Below are 16,726 nucleotides of genomic sequence, written 5' to 3'. Positions count from 1 at the left end.
CGGCCGCCTTCTGCTCGGCGTCGGTCGCCTCGACGCCCGAGGCCCGGGCGAGCGCGCGCACCCGGCCGAGACTGTTGTGCAGGTGCTTGCGCATGGCCTGGCGGGCGGCGCGGCCGTCCTGCCTTTCGATGGCATCGACGATTGCCTTGTGCTCGCTGTGGATGCGCGCGTAGTAGCTGTCCTTGAGCGCGGGTTCGACCACATAGCCGAGTTGGAAGCGCGGCACGATCATCGGCCGGAGATAGACCAGGAAGCCGTGGATGAATTCGTTGCGCGCGGCCTTGGCGATCGCCAGGTGGAAATCATAGTCGTAGTGGATCTGGACGACGGCGGGATCCGCCTGCTGGGCGTCGACCTGCTCCATTACGGCCCGGATCGCGCCCGCCTCTGCTTCGCTCCGCCGTTCCGCGCAGAGCCCGGCGGACTCGACCTCGACGCTCAGCCTGAGTTCCAGCAGGGCGATGGTCTCCGGCAAGGTCCTCAGCGCCTCGTCCGGTATCGAGAAATTGCGCGGCGCCGGCGTCTCGCTGACGAACATGCCGCGTCCCTGCTGCGGCACCACCATGCCGTCGGAACGCAATCGCGCCACCGCTTCCCGCACCACGGTGCGGCTGACGTCGTATGCCGCGCACAGCTCCGCCTCGGTCGGCAGCTGCGCGCCGGGAGGCAGCCGGCCGGAACGGATCTTCTCGGACAGGCTCTCGGCCACGACGGTGGACAGCGGCTTGCGCTTCGTCATCAGTCTCCCTCTCGCCCGATTCGGGATGATGCCCGAACCGGCAGAACCATTCAAACCGCCGCGGTGACGATCAGCTCGACCAGCATGCCGGGCTTCGCCATCCGGCCCTCGCCGGAAGAGCGCGCCGGCGCGTGTTGCTTCGGCATCCAGGCGTCCCAGACCGTGTTGACCTCGTCGAAGTCTCTGATGTCGTCGAGCCACATCTGGACGTGAAGGATGCGGTTCTTGTCCGTGCCGGCCTTGGCAAGCAGCGCATCGATCTTGCCGAGCACCTCGTGCATCTGGTCGGCCGCGGACTGGCCGGGTTGGGCGACCTGGCCGATGAGATAGAGCGTGCCGTTGTGGATGACACCGTGGTGGATGCGGGTGTCGAAGTCAAAGCGCTGGATATCGCCCACTGGATCGTCCTTGTCAGATTGCCGGCGTCTGCCGGATCGGGTTGCCTTGCAGATATTGCGCGTAGGGCGCCTGAACGAGCCAGCCGGCGTCGACGGGCAGGGTGACGCCGGTGATCGACGCGGCGCGCTCGGAGCAGAGGAACAGCGCGGCCTCGGCGACATCGCGCGGCTCGACGAAGCGGCGCAGCGCGGTGGTGGCCTGTATGGCTTCCGGGTTGCGCTCACCCTTGGCGATCTTCGCTTTCAGCCCGTCCGAAAGCGTGTAGCCCGGCGCCAACGCATTGACGCGAACGCCGTGCGGGCCGAGTTCGGCCGCAAGGATCTGCGTCAGCGCCAGCACCGCATGCTTTCCGGGTGTGTAGGCCGGCAGTGACAGCGGCGCGAAGGAGGCGAGCGAGCCGACATTGAGGATCGCGCCGCGCCCGGCGGCCGACATCAGCCGGCCGAATGCTTGGCAGCCAAGCAGCGTGCCGCGATAGTTGATCCGCCACATCTTCTCGTCCTCGTCCAGGTCCTGGTCGAGCACGTGCTTGCCGCTCTGCAGGACGCCGGCGCAGTTGACGACGACATGCGGCGTGCCGAGCACCCCCACGACGGCTTGCGCCAGCGCCTCGACGGAGGCGGGATTGCCGACGTCGGTCTGGACAAACAGGGCACGCGGCGCGCCCGCCGTCTCGCAGGCGAGAGCCGTCTCCTTGCCTCGTTCGGAGTCCCTGCCGGCGACGACCACCTGATAGCTGTCCTCGGCGAAGCGCAGGGCGATCGCGCGCCCAATGCCGGAAGTGCCGCCGATGATGACGGCGGTCAAAGCCTCAGCCATGATGGCGTTCCTTGCGCTCGATATCGAAGAATTCCGCCATGGCTTCCACCTGGAAATCCATCATCGGGCGTCCGGGCTGGATGCGGCAGCCGATCTCCTTCGCCGCCTTGAGCAGCGCCGTCTCGGCCGGCTCCATGATAATGTCGACCACCGTCATCTCCGGAGTCAGCTTGCTAACATCCAGCGGCAACGGATCGCTCGCTTTCAGCCCGGACGGCGTCGCGTTGATCGCCATGTCCATGCCTGACGGATCGGGCTCGCCAACCTCGATGCGGCAGTTCGGAAACGCCCTGCCGACCAGCGCGGCGAGTTTCCCGGCGCGATCCGTGTCGATGTCGGCCAGCCGGATCTCCGCCGCGCCTTCCTCGGCCAGGCAGTAGGTCAGCGATGCCCCGGCGCCGCCGGCGCCGACCTGCAGTATGCGCCGGCCGGCAATCGGATGCCCGCCTGCCTTCAGCCCGTCGATGAAGCCGACGCCGTCGAAATTTTCGGCGTACCAGCTTCCATCCGGCAGCCTGCGCACGGAATTGGCGCTCTGCACCCGCGCGGCGCGATCGTGAGCAGCACTGCATTTGTGGTAGACCGGGACCTTGTACGGCACCGAGATGATCACGCCGCGAATGTTCTCGGCCGCAGTTATGCCGGCCCAGAAGGTGTCGAAATCCTCCGGGCGGCAGCTCAGCGGCACCATCAGGCTATCGAGCCCTTTCTGCTCGAATATCTCGTTGAACATGCCGGGGCTCTTCGCATGGCCCACGGGATGGGCCAGCATGACGAAGACGTCGGCCTTGCCGGTACCGCGCATTGGTTCATTCCTTTCCGTTTGACAGTTCATGGGCGCTGAGGATCTCGAGCGCCTTGACGAGGGACGAGTGGTCGGCTTCGGCGCCGCCTGTCCGGGCCGAGCAGGCATTCATCAGCTGTTGCGCCGTGGCCGTGCTCGGCAGCGCCACGCCGAGCGCGCGGGCGCTTTCGAGCGCAAGGTTGAGATCCTTCTGGTGCAGCCGGATGCGGAAGCCCGGCGCGAAAGTCCGCGCGATCATGCGCTCGCCATGCACTTCGAGCACGCGAGACGAGGCGAAGCCACCCATCAGCGCGCCGCGCACCTTGGCCGGATCGCAGCCGGCCTTGCTGGCGAAGACCAGCGCCTCGGCCACCGCCTCGATGTTGAGCGCGACGATGATCTGGTTGGCGATCTTGCAGGTCTGGCCGGCGCCGTTCTTTTCGCCGATCAAGGTGGTGTTCTTGCCGAGCTTCTCGAAGATCGGCAGCGCCCGCTCGAACTCGGCGGCCGGCCCGCCGACCATGATGGTGAGGCTCGCCGCCCTGGCGCCGACCTCGCCGCCCGAGACCGGAGCGTCGAGATAGCCGGCTCCGGCCTCTCGAATCCTTGCCGCGAATTCCGCCGTGGCGATCGGACTGATCGAGCTCATGTCGATGACCAGCTTGCCGGCCGACAGTCCCTCCAGCGCGCCGTTCTGTCCGAGCAGGACGCGCTCCACGTCCGGCGTGTCGGGCAGCATGGTGATGACGATTTCGGATGCTCGGGCAACCTCGGCAGGGGAGGCAACAACCGACGCTTGCAGATCTTTCGGGAGAGGAGAGCGGTTCAGAACCGTGACGATCTCGTATCCGGCATCGGCGAGATGTCGCGCCATCGGTGCTCCCATGACGCCAAGCCCGATAAAGCCAATTTTCATGTGCCAACTCCTGTGCGGCGTCTAAGCGTCTTGCAGCCCAAGCGAGGCGTATGATATAGGACATCATACAAATTTCAATGCACCTTCTTCTCATGGGAGACGATCGCAAATGCAGGAGCGCGTCAATTCGCTGAAGGCCGCCATTTCTGCCGGCCGAGCCCATATCGGCATCTGGTGCTCGCTGGCTTCCGCCCTCACCACCGAGATCGTCGCCGGCTCCGGAGCCGGCTGGGTCCTGGTCGACGGCGAGCACAGTCCCAACCATCTGCGCAGCATCATGGCGCAGCTTCAGGTGATGGGCGGCTTCGACAGCGAGGCGGTCGTGCGGCTACCCTCCGACGACGCCAGCCTGATCAAGCAGGCAATGGATATCGGCGGCCGCAGCCTGATGATCCCGAACGTACGGACAGCGGATCAGGCGCGTTCCATCGTCGCGGCGATGACCTATGCCCCGGGCGGCTTCCGTGGTTTTTCGGTCGGCCACCGCGCCAACGCCTTCGGCCGCATCGCCGGCTATCATGCCAAAGCGCGGGAACAGCAGCTTCTCGCCGTGCAGATCGAGGACGAAACCGGCGTCGCCAATGCCGCCGCGATCGCAGCCGTGGATGGCGTGGACGTCCTTTTCGTCGGCCCCGGCGACCTCTCGACCAACATGGACGCGATGGGCAATCCTAATGCCTCCCATGTCCAGGAGGCGATCGCCTCCGTGCGCAGGTCCGCCACCGCGGCGGGCAAGGCCAGCGGCATCCTGGCGCCGGTGAAGGCCGACGCCGACCGCTATTTGACAGATGGCTTCACCATGGTCGCCGTCGGTTCTGACCTTAGCCTGCTGGCACGGGGCTCGGATGCCCTGATCGCCTCGTTCAACCACTAGGAAAAGTCATGGCGATCCCCCCTTACAAAGCGCCATCGCGCACCGCCTACGACATCGTCATCGTCGGCGGCGCGGTCATCGGTTCGTCGACGGCCTACTGGCTGACCCAGGCGCTGGGCAATGGCGCCTCGATCCTCGTGGTCGAGCGCGACTCGAGCTACGAATTCTCCTCGACGGCGCTCTCCACCAGCGCCATCCGCCAGCAATATTCCAATCCGATCAACGTCAAGATCAGCCAGTTCGGCATCGAGATCATCCGCGGCTTCCAGGAGCGCATGGCGCCCTTCTACAAGGACGAGCCGGCGCCCGACCTCGGCTTTCGCGAGCACGGCTATCTCTACTGCTGCTCGCCCGAAGGCGTGGACGCGGCGCGCGAGCGCGTCGACCTGCAGCGCAGTCTCGGCGCCCACACCGTCTTCCTCGAGCCAGGTCCGCTGAAGGAGCGTTTTCCCTGGCTCAATGTCGAGGATCTCGGCGGCGGCTCCTGGGGCTCGCGGGAAGAGGGCTGGTTCGATTCCATGGGCATGATGAACGGCTTCCGCCGCGCCGCTCGCGCCAGCGGCGTCGAATACATCGACAACGCCGTGACCGGACTGGATCTCGCCGATGGGCGGGTTGTTTCAGTCCGTCTCGCGACAGGTCAGACGGTCGCCTGTGGAACCCTGGTCAACGCCGCCGGTCCGCGCGCGCAGCAGGTCGCGGCGATGGCTGGCCTGTCGATCCCGGTGGCGCCCTACAAACGCTACAGCTTCGTCTTCGCCAGCGCCAATCCGATCCCGGGTCGCATGCCCAATGTCATCGACCTCTCCGGCACCTTCGTGCGTCCGGAAGGCGAACTCTTTCTCACCGGCAACACGCCGCAGGGCGACGGACCGGCCGACTACGACGACTTCGAAATGCACTTCGAGGAGTTCGACGACCATATCTGGCCGGCGCTGTGGCACCGCATTCCGGCTTTCGACGCGCTGAAGGTCCAGACCAGCTGGACCGGTCACTACGAATACAACATGCTCGACCACAACGGCATTGTCGGCTTCCATCCGGAGGTGAGGAACTTCATGTTCGCCAACGGCTTCTCCGGGCACGGCCTGCAGCAATCGCCAGCCGTCGGCCGAGCGGTGTCGGAGCTGATCGTTCACGGCGCCTTCCAGACGCTCGATCTGTCGCCATTCTGCTACGAGCGCATATCGCGCAACGAGCCTTTTCTGGAGGAAGCGGTGATCTGAGTCCGGCTCCGACGCGCGGGCCATGATGAAGATCATAGCGATGCTGACCATCAGGAGGCGCGCCTGGCCCGAATGACGGACCAGACTGTCAGGCAGCGGATTTGAGCGCCGCTATCTTGTGCAGAACGGCGTCACGCGCGCGCTCGAAACGTTGCAGGGCGGGCATCAGGTCGGCGCCGGCGATGCACGATGTCTCGATGTCGCGGCACAAATTGGACAGGGCTTCAAAACCGAGCATGCCCGACGACGAGACCAGTGAGTGTGCGTCGCGTTGGACGACGTCGCGATCGATCGCCTCAGGCGAGATCGAAACGAGCCGGGTCCTGAGCACGTCGGCCAGCTTGTCGAGCAGCTTGTCCACTCTGTTCTTGCCGAGCACCGTCTCGAGATTTCCGAAGACATCGGCATTGAAGTCCCGGCCGCCGTCTGCGGCCGGACCCGGTTCGCCGGCGTTTCGATCCGGCCCGCGGCCGGTGTTGCGGACGATTGCCGCCAGCAATTCGGCCTGCTTGAAAGGCTTCCCGACATGGTCGGTCATGCCGGCGGCCTGCAACTCGGCGAGTTGGAACGGCAGCACGTTGGCGGTCAACGCGACGATCGGGATATCCCGCGCCGGGGAATTGAGCGCCCGGATATGCCGGGTTGCGCTGAGCCCGTCCATGACCGGCATCTGAACGTCCATCAGCACGACGTCATAGGTCCGGTTCTGCACCGCCGCGATGGCCTCCGTGCCGTCGACCGCGATGTCGACTTCGTGTCCGCGGGATCGAAGTACCGCGCAAGCGATGTCACGGTTGATCTCCATGTCCTCAACCAGCAGGATCCGGGCAGGCGCCGTCGTCTGGTTCATCGCCTCGACAAATCGGGAGGGTTCCGCTTCCGAGCCGGCCTCGGCAAGCGCGACTTCGAACCAGAACAGCGAACCTTCGCCGGCCGTGCTTTCAACGCCGATCCGCCCACCCATCAGTTCGACGAGGCGCTTCGAGATCGCCAGTCCGAGACCGCTGCCTCCAAATTCGCGACGGATCGATCCGTCAACCTGCGAGAAGCGCTGGAACAGACGATCGCGCTGTTCGGACGAGATGCCGATGCCGGTGTCGCGGACGGCAAAGCGCAGCCCGACCGGTCCGGCGCCGGAATCGCCGATGCGGTCGACGGCCAGGGTGACACTTCCCGTGGCGGTGAACTTCACGCCATTGTTCAGAAGATTGAGTAGAACCTGTCTCAGCCTGTCCTGATCGCCAATCAGGCGGGGCGGCAAGGTCGGGTCGACCTTCCGGACCAATGCAAGACCCTTGCGTGCGGCGACGCCGCCGACGATCGAGAGCACATTGTCGATCAAGGCGCCGAGCGCAAACGGATGAGCGTCGATTTCGATCTGACCGGCTTCGATCCTGGAGAAGTCGAGAATATCGTTGACGACGGTAAGCAGCGCCGCGGCCGACGTGCCGATGCGCTCGGCATAGCGCCTGTTTTGTTCCGACAGTTCGTTGGAGGAAAGCAGCAGGTCGCCATAGCCGATTACACCGTTGAGCGGCGTGCGGATTTCATGGCTCATGGTCGCGAGGAAGGCCGTCTTGGCTTCACTCGCCTGCTCGGCGTTCATCTTGGCGATTTCCGCTTCGGCCTTGGCAAGCTTGAGTTCCTCGGCTCTCTGCTCCTGAAGCGTGACGTCGCGCTCGGTGACGACCAACTCGGCGGGGCTTCCCGTCCGGTCGCGCACCAGCTGCAGGGTGATTTCCGCCTGCACCCAGTCGTCGTCCTTGCGGTGCAGCGTGAACACGCCTTTCGATTCGTCGATTTCGCCGCGCGCCAGCTTCGCATACTCGGCCTGGAGACGAGATCGCTGCTTTGGGTGGACATCCGAAAACGCATTTGAATTTAGAAGTTCCTCGGCCGTGTAGCCGAGAAGCCGCATGCAGGCAGGCGAGGTGTAGAGCCGCGTTCCGTCGAAGGCGACGCGGCTGATCATGTCCGAGGTATTTTCCGCCAGGAGGCGATAGAGCGCTTCCCGCTCGGCCAGTTCGCTCGTCTTTCGATCGACGAGTACCTTGATCGTTTCGGCACGGCGGGCGAACAAGGACAGCAGGAGGCCGAACAGGGCGGTGAAGACGATGCCGCTCGCGAGCACGAGGAGCGGCTCCCGGCTGGCGACGCTTTGCTCGAACGCGGGCGTGCTGTGCCACGAAAGTGTCCAACGCTGCTGCATCACGTCGACCTGCTTTCGTATCGAAAACGCCGGCGCGGACGCGGACTGGTTGGGCTCACCACTCTGGTAGATCAATGCATCGGCGTTCTCGCCGTCGCCGTCATAGACCTGCAATGTCAGCGAACGGTCTTCGCTCGTCGTCAGCCCGCTCATGAATTTCTGCGCGACGAAGGGCGCATAAATCCAACCGGTCAGGGCCGCGCGTCGCTCGTCGACCGAACCAAGCGGCACGTTCTTGCGGTACATGGGATGGAGCAGGATGAAGCCGTTGCTCTTTGTCTGGTCCTGCACCAGCACGATGCGCTTGGTGATGGCCGGCTTGCCGGTATCTCGCGAGAGAGTCGCGCCCTCCAGGCGATTGCTCTCGAACGCGATGTTGAGCCCAAGCGCCGGACGGTTCGGTGCCAGCGGCTCGATATAGGTGATGATAAAGCGAGGTTCGCCGGGAACGTCGGGGTGGATCGTGAATTGCGGCTGCGCCATCTGCGCCCGTAAAAGGAAGTCCGATATCTTTTCCGCCGGAACGTTTTCGATGTAGCCGATGCCGTTGACGCCGGGCATGCTGCGCTTGAGGTCGAGGACATCGACATAGGAGCGCCACTCTTCGGCACTCACGGAGTTCGATCCTTCGAAGAAGCCGACGCCGCCAAGCAAGGCCTGATCGTAGGACGCCAGGCGGTGCATCAGCGCCTGCTCGTTTTCGATCGCCATGGAGGCGAAAATCGCGCTGTTGCGATCGTAGATGAACTGGTTGCTTGCCTTCCAGCCGTAGAACGTCAGGCCGAGGGGCAAAAGCAGCGTAAGGATCGCGGCAATCGGCAATGCGCCCAGCGGTGTGCCGCGCCAGCTGAGCTGGCGCTTGGCGCCGGGGGCAATGAGCACGATTGGCAAAAAAATGACGATGCCAAGCACATCGCCGCTCCACCATGTGAGCCAGTTGTGCGCCACGCCCGCGGGAGGAACAACGCCGGCGACGTACAGGGAGGTCACGCCAACCGAGGGCGCGACGATGCAGCTGAACGGAGCGGCGGCAAGGAACAGCGCGATGATATCGCGCATGCCCCTGAGATTGATCGGTATCCCGACCACGCGACCGACAAGCCACCGCGCGACCAGGGCCTGCGCGGTCGAGCCGCCAGCAATCGCGGCGGCAACGGCGAGCTTGTCGAGCGCCCAGCCGGTTTCAGCTGAATAGCCGCCGCCGATAGCGGCATTGAGCACGAGCGATCCGACGAAGATCCCCGGCCACAATGAACGCCCGTAGGCGAGCAATGCCCCGACGGCGATGCCGGATGCCGGCCAGATGATTGTCGCGTAGCCGGGCGGCACGGCCAGAAGCAGCCCAAGCTGGCCGGTCAGGTAATACAGAGCCGCAACCGCGACGATCTTGGCCAGCGCGTGCGACAGCGGGCGTTGCATAGGGTGAAGAATCATCACCAAACGCGACATGGTTCGCTCACGAACACCGAGATTGCCCCGACATCCGGCAGGGCGTGACGAAGTGATTCGCTCATTCCTGCGACAGCACGCACATTCGTAAGCCAACCCGACGAGGATCAGAATTCGGCAGATCGCTGCTTCGATCCCGCCGAGATTGCGCCGAACGAGTCAACGCCCGATTAATGCTGCGACTGTCTTTGCCAAAGGCAGAGCAGAGACGCTGATATGCTTCAGAGCCGCTCTCGTTGCATCTGTCCGCTCGTGTTCGGCCGCACTGCCGTGTCGACGCCTAGCTGCTCAGGTGCGAAAATTCCAGACGATCCTGTGCGGCCGACAGGCGTTCTTCCGCCGATCGGAACATGTCCTCGAAGGCAAGCTCGTGCTCGAAGATGACGCCGCCGACCTGAACGGCGAGCACGTCCTCCGTTCCCTTGGGCGCGAAATAGACGTCGCGCACCCGCGCCTTGATGCGTTCGCCGATATCCTTGGCGTCCTTTTCGCTCGCGCCGGGCAGAAAGACGCCGAACATCGAGGTACCAATGCGGCCGACGAGATCCTCCTTACGAACCGATGACTGGATGGTCGAGGCGATGAGCCGCAGCGCCTCGTCGCCCCACTCCAGGCCGAAGCGCAGGTTGAGGGATTTGAGATGCTCGGGATGGATGACCAGGAAAGCGCCGGAGCGCGGCCCGTCCTCGGACGGTTTCGCGGCCCGTCGGTCCACCATCGACGTGAAGACTGGTCCATTCAGGCAGCCGGTCAGCCTGTCATAAGTCGCCGACCGGTTGAGCTCTTGCCGATAGCGGCGGATCTCGGCCTGCTTCGAGCCGAGCAGCAGGAACAGCGGCAGGCCGATGGCAACCGGTACAAGCGTTGCCGTGATCACGCTGCGCGCGAACGGCGTCAGCGCCTCGCTGAACAAAAGCAGGTAGTTGAGGCCGAGCGAGAGGATGAGGCAGGCGGCCGTCCCCAGCACCGTCAGCCACGCGACATCTTTCCAGGCTTGTGCAGGGGGGGTCGCTGTCGGTTTGGTCACTGGCCAATCTCCTGTCCGATGCGCTGGCATAAGGCCGGTGTGTTGCAATTTCGGTTTCGACGATCCGTACAATTTGATCGATGGTGCGGAAAGACCGATCAAACCGGCCCGCGCCAAGAAAACTGCGCCGCAAGGGTTAACAAAACAAATATCGAAGGCGGCTGTTGGCGCAGGCCTGGCGGGCAGCCTAAGGTGAACGGGCCCTGGTTACACTGGCAAACTAGCGAGGCGGTCCGAATATGCCCATCTCGGCATTTCTGGCCGTTGCCTCGGCCTTGCCGTAGATACCGCCGGGCAGCGCCATCGCCCAGCCATTGGAGACGAGCCAGGCGCCGACATCCTGCCTGCCGAGCTTGCAGGGCGCGGCAATCGTGAAGCGGTCGACATCGGGCGGCACCAAGCATTTCAGCGCCCGCCCGCGCAGCCAGGCATTGAAGGCCGCCCGCGCGCGCTGGCCGCACGGCCAGGCGGCTTCGTGAAAGGAACAGCTCCTGTCGGGGTCGATGCCGAGGGTGCCGCTGATCGCCACCGTTCGCCCCATCGCCTCGAAGGTCGCCGACGAGGTGGCGATCGGGCGATAGAGCCGCGTCTCGCGCCAATCGTCCGGCATCGGCGTCTTCGGCCAGTATGCGAGACCGAGTTCGCCAAGTGGCGGACGGGGCTCGACCCGCTCGAACCGGGATGCTTCGAGCTGCGGTGGCGCGATAAGCTCCTGGGCGATCTTGCGTGCAGGTTGCCGCGGTCCGGCATCGAACACAGGCAATGCCGTTGGCAGCGGCTGATTTCTGACGACGTTCAATGCCGGCGTGGCCCGGTTGACCCCGATCAAAGCGCCGGCGTGAAGGATCAGCAGGACTCCGGCCACGAGCTCGACACTCCCTAACGCGATCGCCAGGCGAGACCTTCCCACAGGGACGCCGCCGCTCATCGGCGATGTCCCGGAGCTTGCTGTCGAACAGAAGGCCGACTTGGCAAACTGCTTGAGCGCACCCTTTCAACCCCCGATGAAACGGCTCCGGCCGCCTGAACCCGCGTTTGCGTCCCAGCGGCCCAGCATAGCACGGGTAAGAAGGATGCCGAAGCAAGCGGCTTGTTAAGCTTCGTTAAGGCTTGCGCAATCTCTATTGCCTATTCTGGCCTCGGAATTGTCGAGGACGACATGAAGCGCAAACCGATACTGCTCTTTGCATTTCCGGCCCTCATGCTGCTCATCCTGGCGGCTGAGCGAGCGGCGACATTCCTGCTCGGCGCCTATCCCGCCAGTCCGACGATATGGCGGGTCTGGCTGGAGCTGCGGCCCTTGGCGACGATGTTCTGGCAGCAGGTCGACCTCTATCTCGGCGCTTCGATCGCGCTTGACGCCGCCATCCTCGCCGCTGCCGCGATCGCCTGCTGGATGGCGTGCCAGGCGAAGGCATCGGCCGCCTTCTTCCTGGCCAACCATATCGCCATTCTATTCGCTGGGCTGATGATCGCCGCCGGCAGCCATTCGGAGACGGCGAGCACGATTGCCGCCTTCACCGCGCCCAGCGGCATCCCATTCTCGCTGGCGATCGATTTCACCATGAAGAACAGCCTGGTGCTGATCCTTGGCACTGCGGCGTGCGCCTATTGCCACGTCGCCTTCCTCAGCGAAGCGCGGCAGCGCGCTGAAACACGCGCGATCCGTATTCTCGCGCTGCAGCGGGACTTCTAGACCTGCTGCCTCAATCGCCCGGAACGCCCGGCAACCTCAGTTGATTTTCCGGTAGTAGACCTTGCCGTCCGCCTGCTGGATACGCTGGTAGGCAGGGTTCGGGGCAGGCGGCGCTGCTCGCTTCCTAGGCTGTGGCATTTCGACCGACCCTGGGTTCGCCATGTTTTCGGCGACGGCCGGCGTCTCCGCCTCGCTGCTGGTGGGGGCTACTGCCGGCTCCGGAGCGCTGGCCATAGGTTCGTCGGCGATGGAAGGCCGGCTCTGCCCCAACCGGGCGATACCGCCGTTGACCTCGTTGAACTTCGCCTGCAACTGGTCGTCGAGCTTTTCGAACCGGCTCTGGAAACCGTTGTTGACGGTATCGAGCCGGGCGCTAATGCGTTGCTCGAACTGACCGAGCTGCTCCAGCCGCGCTTCCACGCTGCGCAGGTCGCTGATGCCGCGGTAGAGGTAGACGGCTGCGGTCAGGTTCACCAGCGTGACCAGCGCGGCGCCCGCCACGACAACGCCGATCGTGCCTTTGCGGCTGGGTTTGCCGACGGCGGCTTCCTGAGCGCCGAGCTCGATTGCCGGAATGTCCGGGTCCCTGATCATAGTCATTCCACCACCACCTTTGCGCCCACCGCGACGCGTTTGAAGAGATCGATCACGTCGGTATTGGTCAGGCGAAAGCAGCCCGACGTGCCGTCGAAACCGACACCCTTGGGATCGTTGGTGCCATGTATGCGATAGAGCGTGTCACGTCCGCCGCGTGAAAGATAGAGCGCGCGCGCGCCGAGAGGGTTGTAGGGCCCGGCGGGCACCATCGCCGGCAGCTCGGGCTGGCGGGCGCGCATCTCCTTGGGCGGCCGCCATTCCGGCCATTCGGTCTTGGCCCCGACCTCGACCGTCCCGGTCCAGCCGAAGCCGTCGCGGCCGACGCTGATCTGGTAGCGCAGCGCCTGGCCCCGGTTCGTCACCAGATAGAGCGCCTTCTCGTCCTTGCGGATGATGATCGTGCCGGTCTGTTCGCTGGTCTGGAAGGCGACCGCCTTGCGCAGGCTTGGCCCCATGGCCGGCAGCGGCGGCCGGTCGGCAAGCGCGGACCTGGCCCCGGCCGGCGGCAGGCTCGACGCCAGCGCTGTCACCGCGATGCACGCGCAAGCGAGGGCACGGATAATTTGCCACCTGGAGCGGTTCAGCGTTTCATGGAAACGCAGACCCGCCCCGGGCATCTGTCTTGACGCAATTCCGGACGGAAAACCGCTGCGCACTTTTCCTGGAACTGCTCTAGCGACTGGCATCGCTGAGCCGCTCCTTGAACATCAGCTTCAGGTCCTTGTTGAAGCGCGCCCGCCCGTCGACTTCGGAGGGCAGAATGGCGCGATTCAGCGCGTCGGTCAAAAGCGCGTTGTCGAGCGCCACCGACTTGATGTGCGGCGCCTTGAAGATCTTCTCCAGCTCGCTGCGCGAGAAGTGGTTGCCGAACCATTTGCGCTTGTGCTTGTTGGCCACCAGCGTGATGTTCACCTGGTTGCCGCGCAGCTCGCGGATCTTCTTGTAGAGTCGCTTGCCTTGCCTGAGCGAGGCGACGTTGAGCTCGAAGACGATGAAGATCTCGTCGCTCGTCTGCAGCACGGAATTGTGCCAGGGCGTCTCGATGTTAGGCAGGTCGATGACGATGTCGTCGAACCGGTAGGCGACGAGGTCGAGCAGCCGGAAAACGAAATCGGCGCCATGCGGCTCAAAGGGCAGCTGCGGCCGCTCGAAGGAGTAGAGCGTGAGCCCCGACGGGCGCGACAGCTTGATCACGTCCATCAATTCGACATCGAGGCGCTCCGGCTGGCCGATGATGCCCGAAAGGTCGAACTGGTTGAACTGGTTGAGATAGGCGCCGCAATTGGCGCTTTGGAAATCGAGATCGACCAGGCAGGTCGAGGCCGCGCGCTCGGTCGACTTGCCCGCCAGGTATTCCGCCGCCGATAGCGCGAGCGTGGTGGCGCCGGCGCCGCCGCTGGCGGCGATGAAGGTGATGATGCGGCTCTTGGTGCCCTGGTTGCCGGTGTCGTGGAAGGTGACGGCGTTGAGCAGCTCCTTGGCATCGAGCGGCTTGTGCAGCCAGTCCGAAGCGTTCATGCGCACGAGCACGCGCGTCTGCTCCGACGCCAACTCATCGGAAATCGCGATCAGCGGCACCGACGCCCATTTGGAGCGCGCCTCGACGATGCCCGGCTGGCCGAGCAGCTCGCCATTGCCAAGGTCGAGGATGACGATACCCGGCCGGGTATCCGCAGGCGGCCCCTTGAGGAAGTCGGCTGTCTCCGAGACCTGCACGTCATAGATCGCCAGCGCATCGAGCCTGGTCGCGACATCGCGCTTGAACTGCGGATCGGACGAGAACAGGGCGACCTGCTTGCGTCTGGTCGGAAGGACCTTGGTGTTGATAGCGTTCATGGCGAGGTACTCTTCAAATCTTCGCCCGTGACCGTGCTGAGCATGGAGGGCATGGTCATATTTCCGAACCCGAGCAGTCCGCCCAGGAAGAAGAACTGGTAGGTCATGTTCTGCAGGCTGACAGAGATTGTCGGCACCGGGCCGGCCGCCCGTGTCTGGTAGCCAAGCCCGGTAGCGGTATAACGGACGACCACATTAGCTGGTTGCAGCAAGGGATCGAAGTCGCACATTCCGGGACGACTGCCGGCTACAGGCCCACATTGTCCGTCATCACCAGCATAGATCGTGTTGAAATTTGAGGCAGACCAAACTCCAACGACGCAATATGCGCCTGTGCAATTGCAGGTCGATGTAGCACCGTTGCAGACATAGTCAAACGAGCCTGCGGCCACGGGAGCTCCCGGGGTGGCGGTTGGGCCGGCCGTATCAATCTCCGGGGCAATCGGAGTGGAAATAGAGGCCAGTCTGGCACCGACCTGAACTGCTTTGGTCGCCGCGTTCCATTGATAAAGAGCGTAGCCGAAATCGATGAAGCCAAGGACGAGCATAAATAGCAGCGTCGAGACGATGGCCATTTCCACCATCGTTGCTCCGTCCTCGGATCTTGCGAAAAGCCTGATCATGATCAGAACCGGATCAACCGCTCCTCATGGAAGCCGCTCAGAGTGATCGGGCTGACACCGACCAGCGACAGCATCCCGACGCCAGCATAGGCATAGGTGCCGGCCGCCCTGACTATGCAGACCTGGGAAGTAGTGGACCGGTATTTGGTGACACCGGCAACCACGGCGTCTTGGCAGGACCCACTAGCAGCGATTGTCACAGTCACATTCGCTTTCTGCCAGCCGCTAATGCGCGCGCTGCCAGTTCCCGCCACGTTACCGAACACTGCGATGTTTGTGGCAATATCCGCGCAATTGATCGCGGCAAGGCCTGCATCGGTGTAAAGTTGACTATTGCAACGTGCCCCGAAGCGGGCCGCGTCCGACAGTCCAGCCTCCATCAGCAGCTTGTCGTGGATCAGGTTGCCGAACTCGAACACGCCTGCCGACAGAAGAATCATAGTCGGCCCGATAATGGCCATTTCGACAAGCGCGGTGCCGCGACTGTCGCGCCAAAATCTGTCGAGGTGATGGAAGAAGCATTTGGCCATCGCATCACCGGTAAAGCTGCGCTTCGTCACGCAGGAAATTGTCGAGCGTGCCTTGGCCAGCGCCACCGGTTACGTCGACCAGTTCGACCATCACCGATGCGTCGTCCGATGCCGAGGCAACCGGTTCGGTGAGAAAGAAGCTGCCGAAAGCCTCGACCGGCAGATTGGTACTATGACCCGACAGGTCGTTGCCCGCCGCTTCGAGCGCGTTGCAGTTGAGGATCGCACCATAGAGAAGACGACGATCCACTGATGTAACCGGCGGCTGACAGGCGTTCGATGGGGTTCCGACTTCGCCTCCGGCCGAAGCCGTCCCAACCAGACCTTGCGCCATTTCGTACTTGTAGACCTCGTAGCGGGTTGGCTTGGTCGTGTCCCACGACGATGGATGGGACGTGGAGCCGAAGTTGGTGCTCCAATAGCCGGAGAGGTCCCAATTTCCGTCGCCCATCCGTCCACTCATATACGGCGTGGTGGCGTCCCTGGGCAGGCCCATATTGGGCGAGCCGAACGTCAACTGATTGTATTGCGGGCACTGATTGCCACCGCCACCGCCATTGCCATTGCCATTGCCATTGCCGCCCGCGGCAGCGCCCTTCCGAACATTCGATGCCGGCCCATATTCTGGACTGTTGAAGTGGCTGCCGTTTGCTTTGATGCCGAAGCGGACGTTGAACGCGTCTTGTACCGGCCCGGCATTCTGGCCGGTCTTAGTCGAAACACTACCGGATTCGTAGCATCCGATCGGGGTGGATGTCGCGATCGTCTGAGCGAGCGCCTGTGCACCATTCCCTACACCCGGCGGTGGCTCCAGAAAGCCGAAGTTACCTGGACCGGCCGCCGCGCCATTTCCGACCTTTCTCAATTCGATCAGCCGACGATGAACGGCGGGGTTGGAAACAGCCTGCTGCAGCGTGTAGTTGCCGGCGTTGTTCGTTCCGTTCGAATCCATCTCATAGGGGTTGCAGATGAAGACCGGCGTGAAATTGCAGACACCGGAGG

General features: G+C 63.8%; 16 protein-coding genes and 1 pseudogene. 3 read left to right on the top strand and 14 right to left on the bottom strand.

Going from position 1 to position 16,726, the window contains the following annotated elements; all coding sequences use genetic code 11:
- The 5 genes from EN781_RS06615 to EN781_RS06595 all read right to left on the bottom strand — a co-directional run.
- The coding region (locus tag EN781_RS06615) for a FadR/GntR family transcriptional regulator (protein ID WP_189347359.1) at positions 1-739 on the bottom strand (739 nt) is incomplete at its 3' end.
- Between the two features lie 50 nt (positions 740-789).
- Positions 790-1,137, bottom strand: a complete 348-nt coding sequence (locus EN781_RS06610) for a RidA family protein (RefSeq protein ID WP_126056510.1) — start codon at positions 1,135-1,137, stop codon at positions 790-792.
- Positions 1,138-1,150: 13 nt separating this feature from the next.
- Positions 1,151-1,957, bottom strand: a complete 807-nt coding sequence (locus EN781_RS06605; protein WP_126056509.1) for an SDR family oxidoreductase — start codon at positions 1,955-1,957, stop codon at positions 1,151-1,153.
- A complete protein-coding gene (locus tag EN781_RS06600; RefSeq protein ID WP_126056508.1) occupies positions 1,950-2,762 on the bottom strand; it encodes a shikimate dehydrogenase in 813 nt (270 codons plus the stop codon). Before EN781_RS06600 ends, EN781_RS06605 begins: the two co-directional genes overlap by 8 nt.
- Before the next feature lie 4 nt (positions 2,763-2,766).
- A complete protein-coding gene (locus tag EN781_RS06595; protein ID WP_126056507.1) occupies positions 2,767-3,657 on the bottom strand; it encodes a 2-hydroxy-3-oxopropionate reductase in 891 nt (296 codons plus the stop codon).
- 109 nt (positions 3,658-3,766) lie between these two features.
- Between EN781_RS06595 and EN781_RS06590 the strand changes: the two genes are divergently transcribed.
- Together EN781_RS06590 and EN781_RS06585 are read left to right on the top strand one after the other, a co-directional pair.
- Positions 3,767-4,531 (top strand): aldolase/citrate lyase family protein, encoded by a 765-nt coding sequence (locus EN781_RS06590; RefSeq protein ID WP_126056506.1) that lies wholly within the window; start codon positions 3,767-3,769, stop codon positions 4,529-4,531.
- An 8-nt stretch (positions 4,532-4,539) separates the two neighbouring features.
- Positions 4,540-5,757 (top strand): FAD-dependent oxidoreductase, encoded by a 1,218-nt coding sequence (locus EN781_RS06585; protein ID WP_126056505.1) that lies wholly within the window; start codon positions 4,540-4,542, stop codon positions 5,755-5,757.
- Between the two features lie 88 nt (positions 5,758-5,845).
- Here EN781_RS06585 and EN781_RS06580 read toward each other — a convergent pair whose 3' ends face one another.
- From EN781_RS06580 to EN781_RS06570, 3 genes are all read right to left on the bottom strand, one after another.
- Positions 5,846-9,400: a CHASE domain-containing protein gene (locus EN781_RS06580; protein ID WP_190234355.1), complete on the bottom strand. Its 3,555-nt coding sequence runs from the start codon at positions 9,398-9,400 to the stop codon at positions 5,846-5,848.
- Positions 9,401-9,695: 295 nt separating this feature from the next.
- Entirely contained in the window at positions 9,696-10,442 is a 747-nt protein-coding gene (locus tag EN781_RS06575; RefSeq protein WP_245492283.1) for a GGDEF domain-containing protein, read from the bottom strand.
- Between the two features lie 220 nt (positions 10,443-10,662).
- Positions 10,663-11,307: a thermonuclease family protein gene (locus EN781_RS06570; RefSeq protein ID WP_245492282.1), complete on the bottom strand. Its 645-nt coding sequence runs from the start codon at positions 11,305-11,307 to the stop codon at positions 10,663-10,665.
- Between the two features lie 294 nt (positions 11,308-11,601).
- Between EN781_RS06570 and EN781_RS06565 the strand changes: the two genes are divergently transcribed.
- Positions 11,602-12,138, top strand: a complete 537-nt coding sequence (locus EN781_RS06565) for a hypothetical protein (protein ID WP_126056501.1) — start codon at positions 11,602-11,604, stop codon at positions 12,136-12,138.
- Positions 12,139-12,174: 36 nt separating this feature from the next.
- On the opposite strand, the gene EN781_RS06560 is transcribed toward EN781_RS06565, so the two are convergent.
- From EN781_RS06560 to EN781_RS06535, 6 genes and pseudogenes are all read right to left on the bottom strand, one after another.
- Positions 12,175-12,732, bottom strand: coding sequence for a hypothetical protein (locus EN781_RS06560; RefSeq protein WP_245455643.1), 558 nt, complete (start codon positions 12,730-12,732; stop codon positions 12,175-12,177).
- Between the two features lie 2 nt (positions 12,733-12,734).
- Positions 12,735-13,265 (bottom strand): L,D-transpeptidase, encoded by a 531-nt coding sequence (locus tag EN781_RS06555; protein ID WP_245455642.1) that lies wholly within the window; start codon positions 13,263-13,265, stop codon positions 12,735-12,737.
- Between the two features lie 142 nt (positions 13,266-13,407).
- Complete coding sequence (locus EN781_RS06550; protein ID WP_126056498.1) at positions 13,408-14,571, bottom strand: AAA family ATPase; 1,164 nt, start codon at positions 14,569-14,571, stop codon at positions 13,408-13,410.
- The gene (locus EN781_RS06545) at positions 14,568-15,155 is read right to left on the bottom strand and encodes a TadE/TadG family type IV pilus assembly protein (protein ID WP_245482283.1); all 588 of its coding nucleotides are present in this window, start codon (positions 15,153-15,155) and stop codon (positions 14,568-14,570) included. The genes EN781_RS06550 and EN781_RS06545 overlap by 4 nt, the downstream gene beginning before the upstream one ends.
- A 41-nt stretch (positions 15,156-15,196) precedes the next feature.
- Positions 15,197-15,754, bottom strand: a complete 558-nt coding sequence (locus EN781_RS06540; RefSeq protein WP_245492551.1) for a TadE/TadG family type IV pilus assembly protein — start codon at positions 15,752-15,754, stop codon at positions 15,197-15,199.
- Positions 15,729-16,726: pseudogene (locus EN781_RS06535) on the bottom strand (hypothetical protein); the annotation flags it as partial. The gene EN781_RS06540 and the pseudogene EN781_RS06535, both read right to left, overlap by 26 nt.

Origin of the sequence: Mesorhizobium sp. M4A.F.Ca.ET.090.04.2.1, from assembly GCF_003999085.1 — a bacterium.
Classification (GTDB): Bacteria; Pseudomonadota; Alphaproteobacteria; order Rhizobiales; family Rhizobiaceae; genus Mesorhizobium.
The sequence above is the reverse complement of the archived record's forward strand: the minus strand, read 5'-3'. Positions and strand labels throughout refer to the sequence as shown.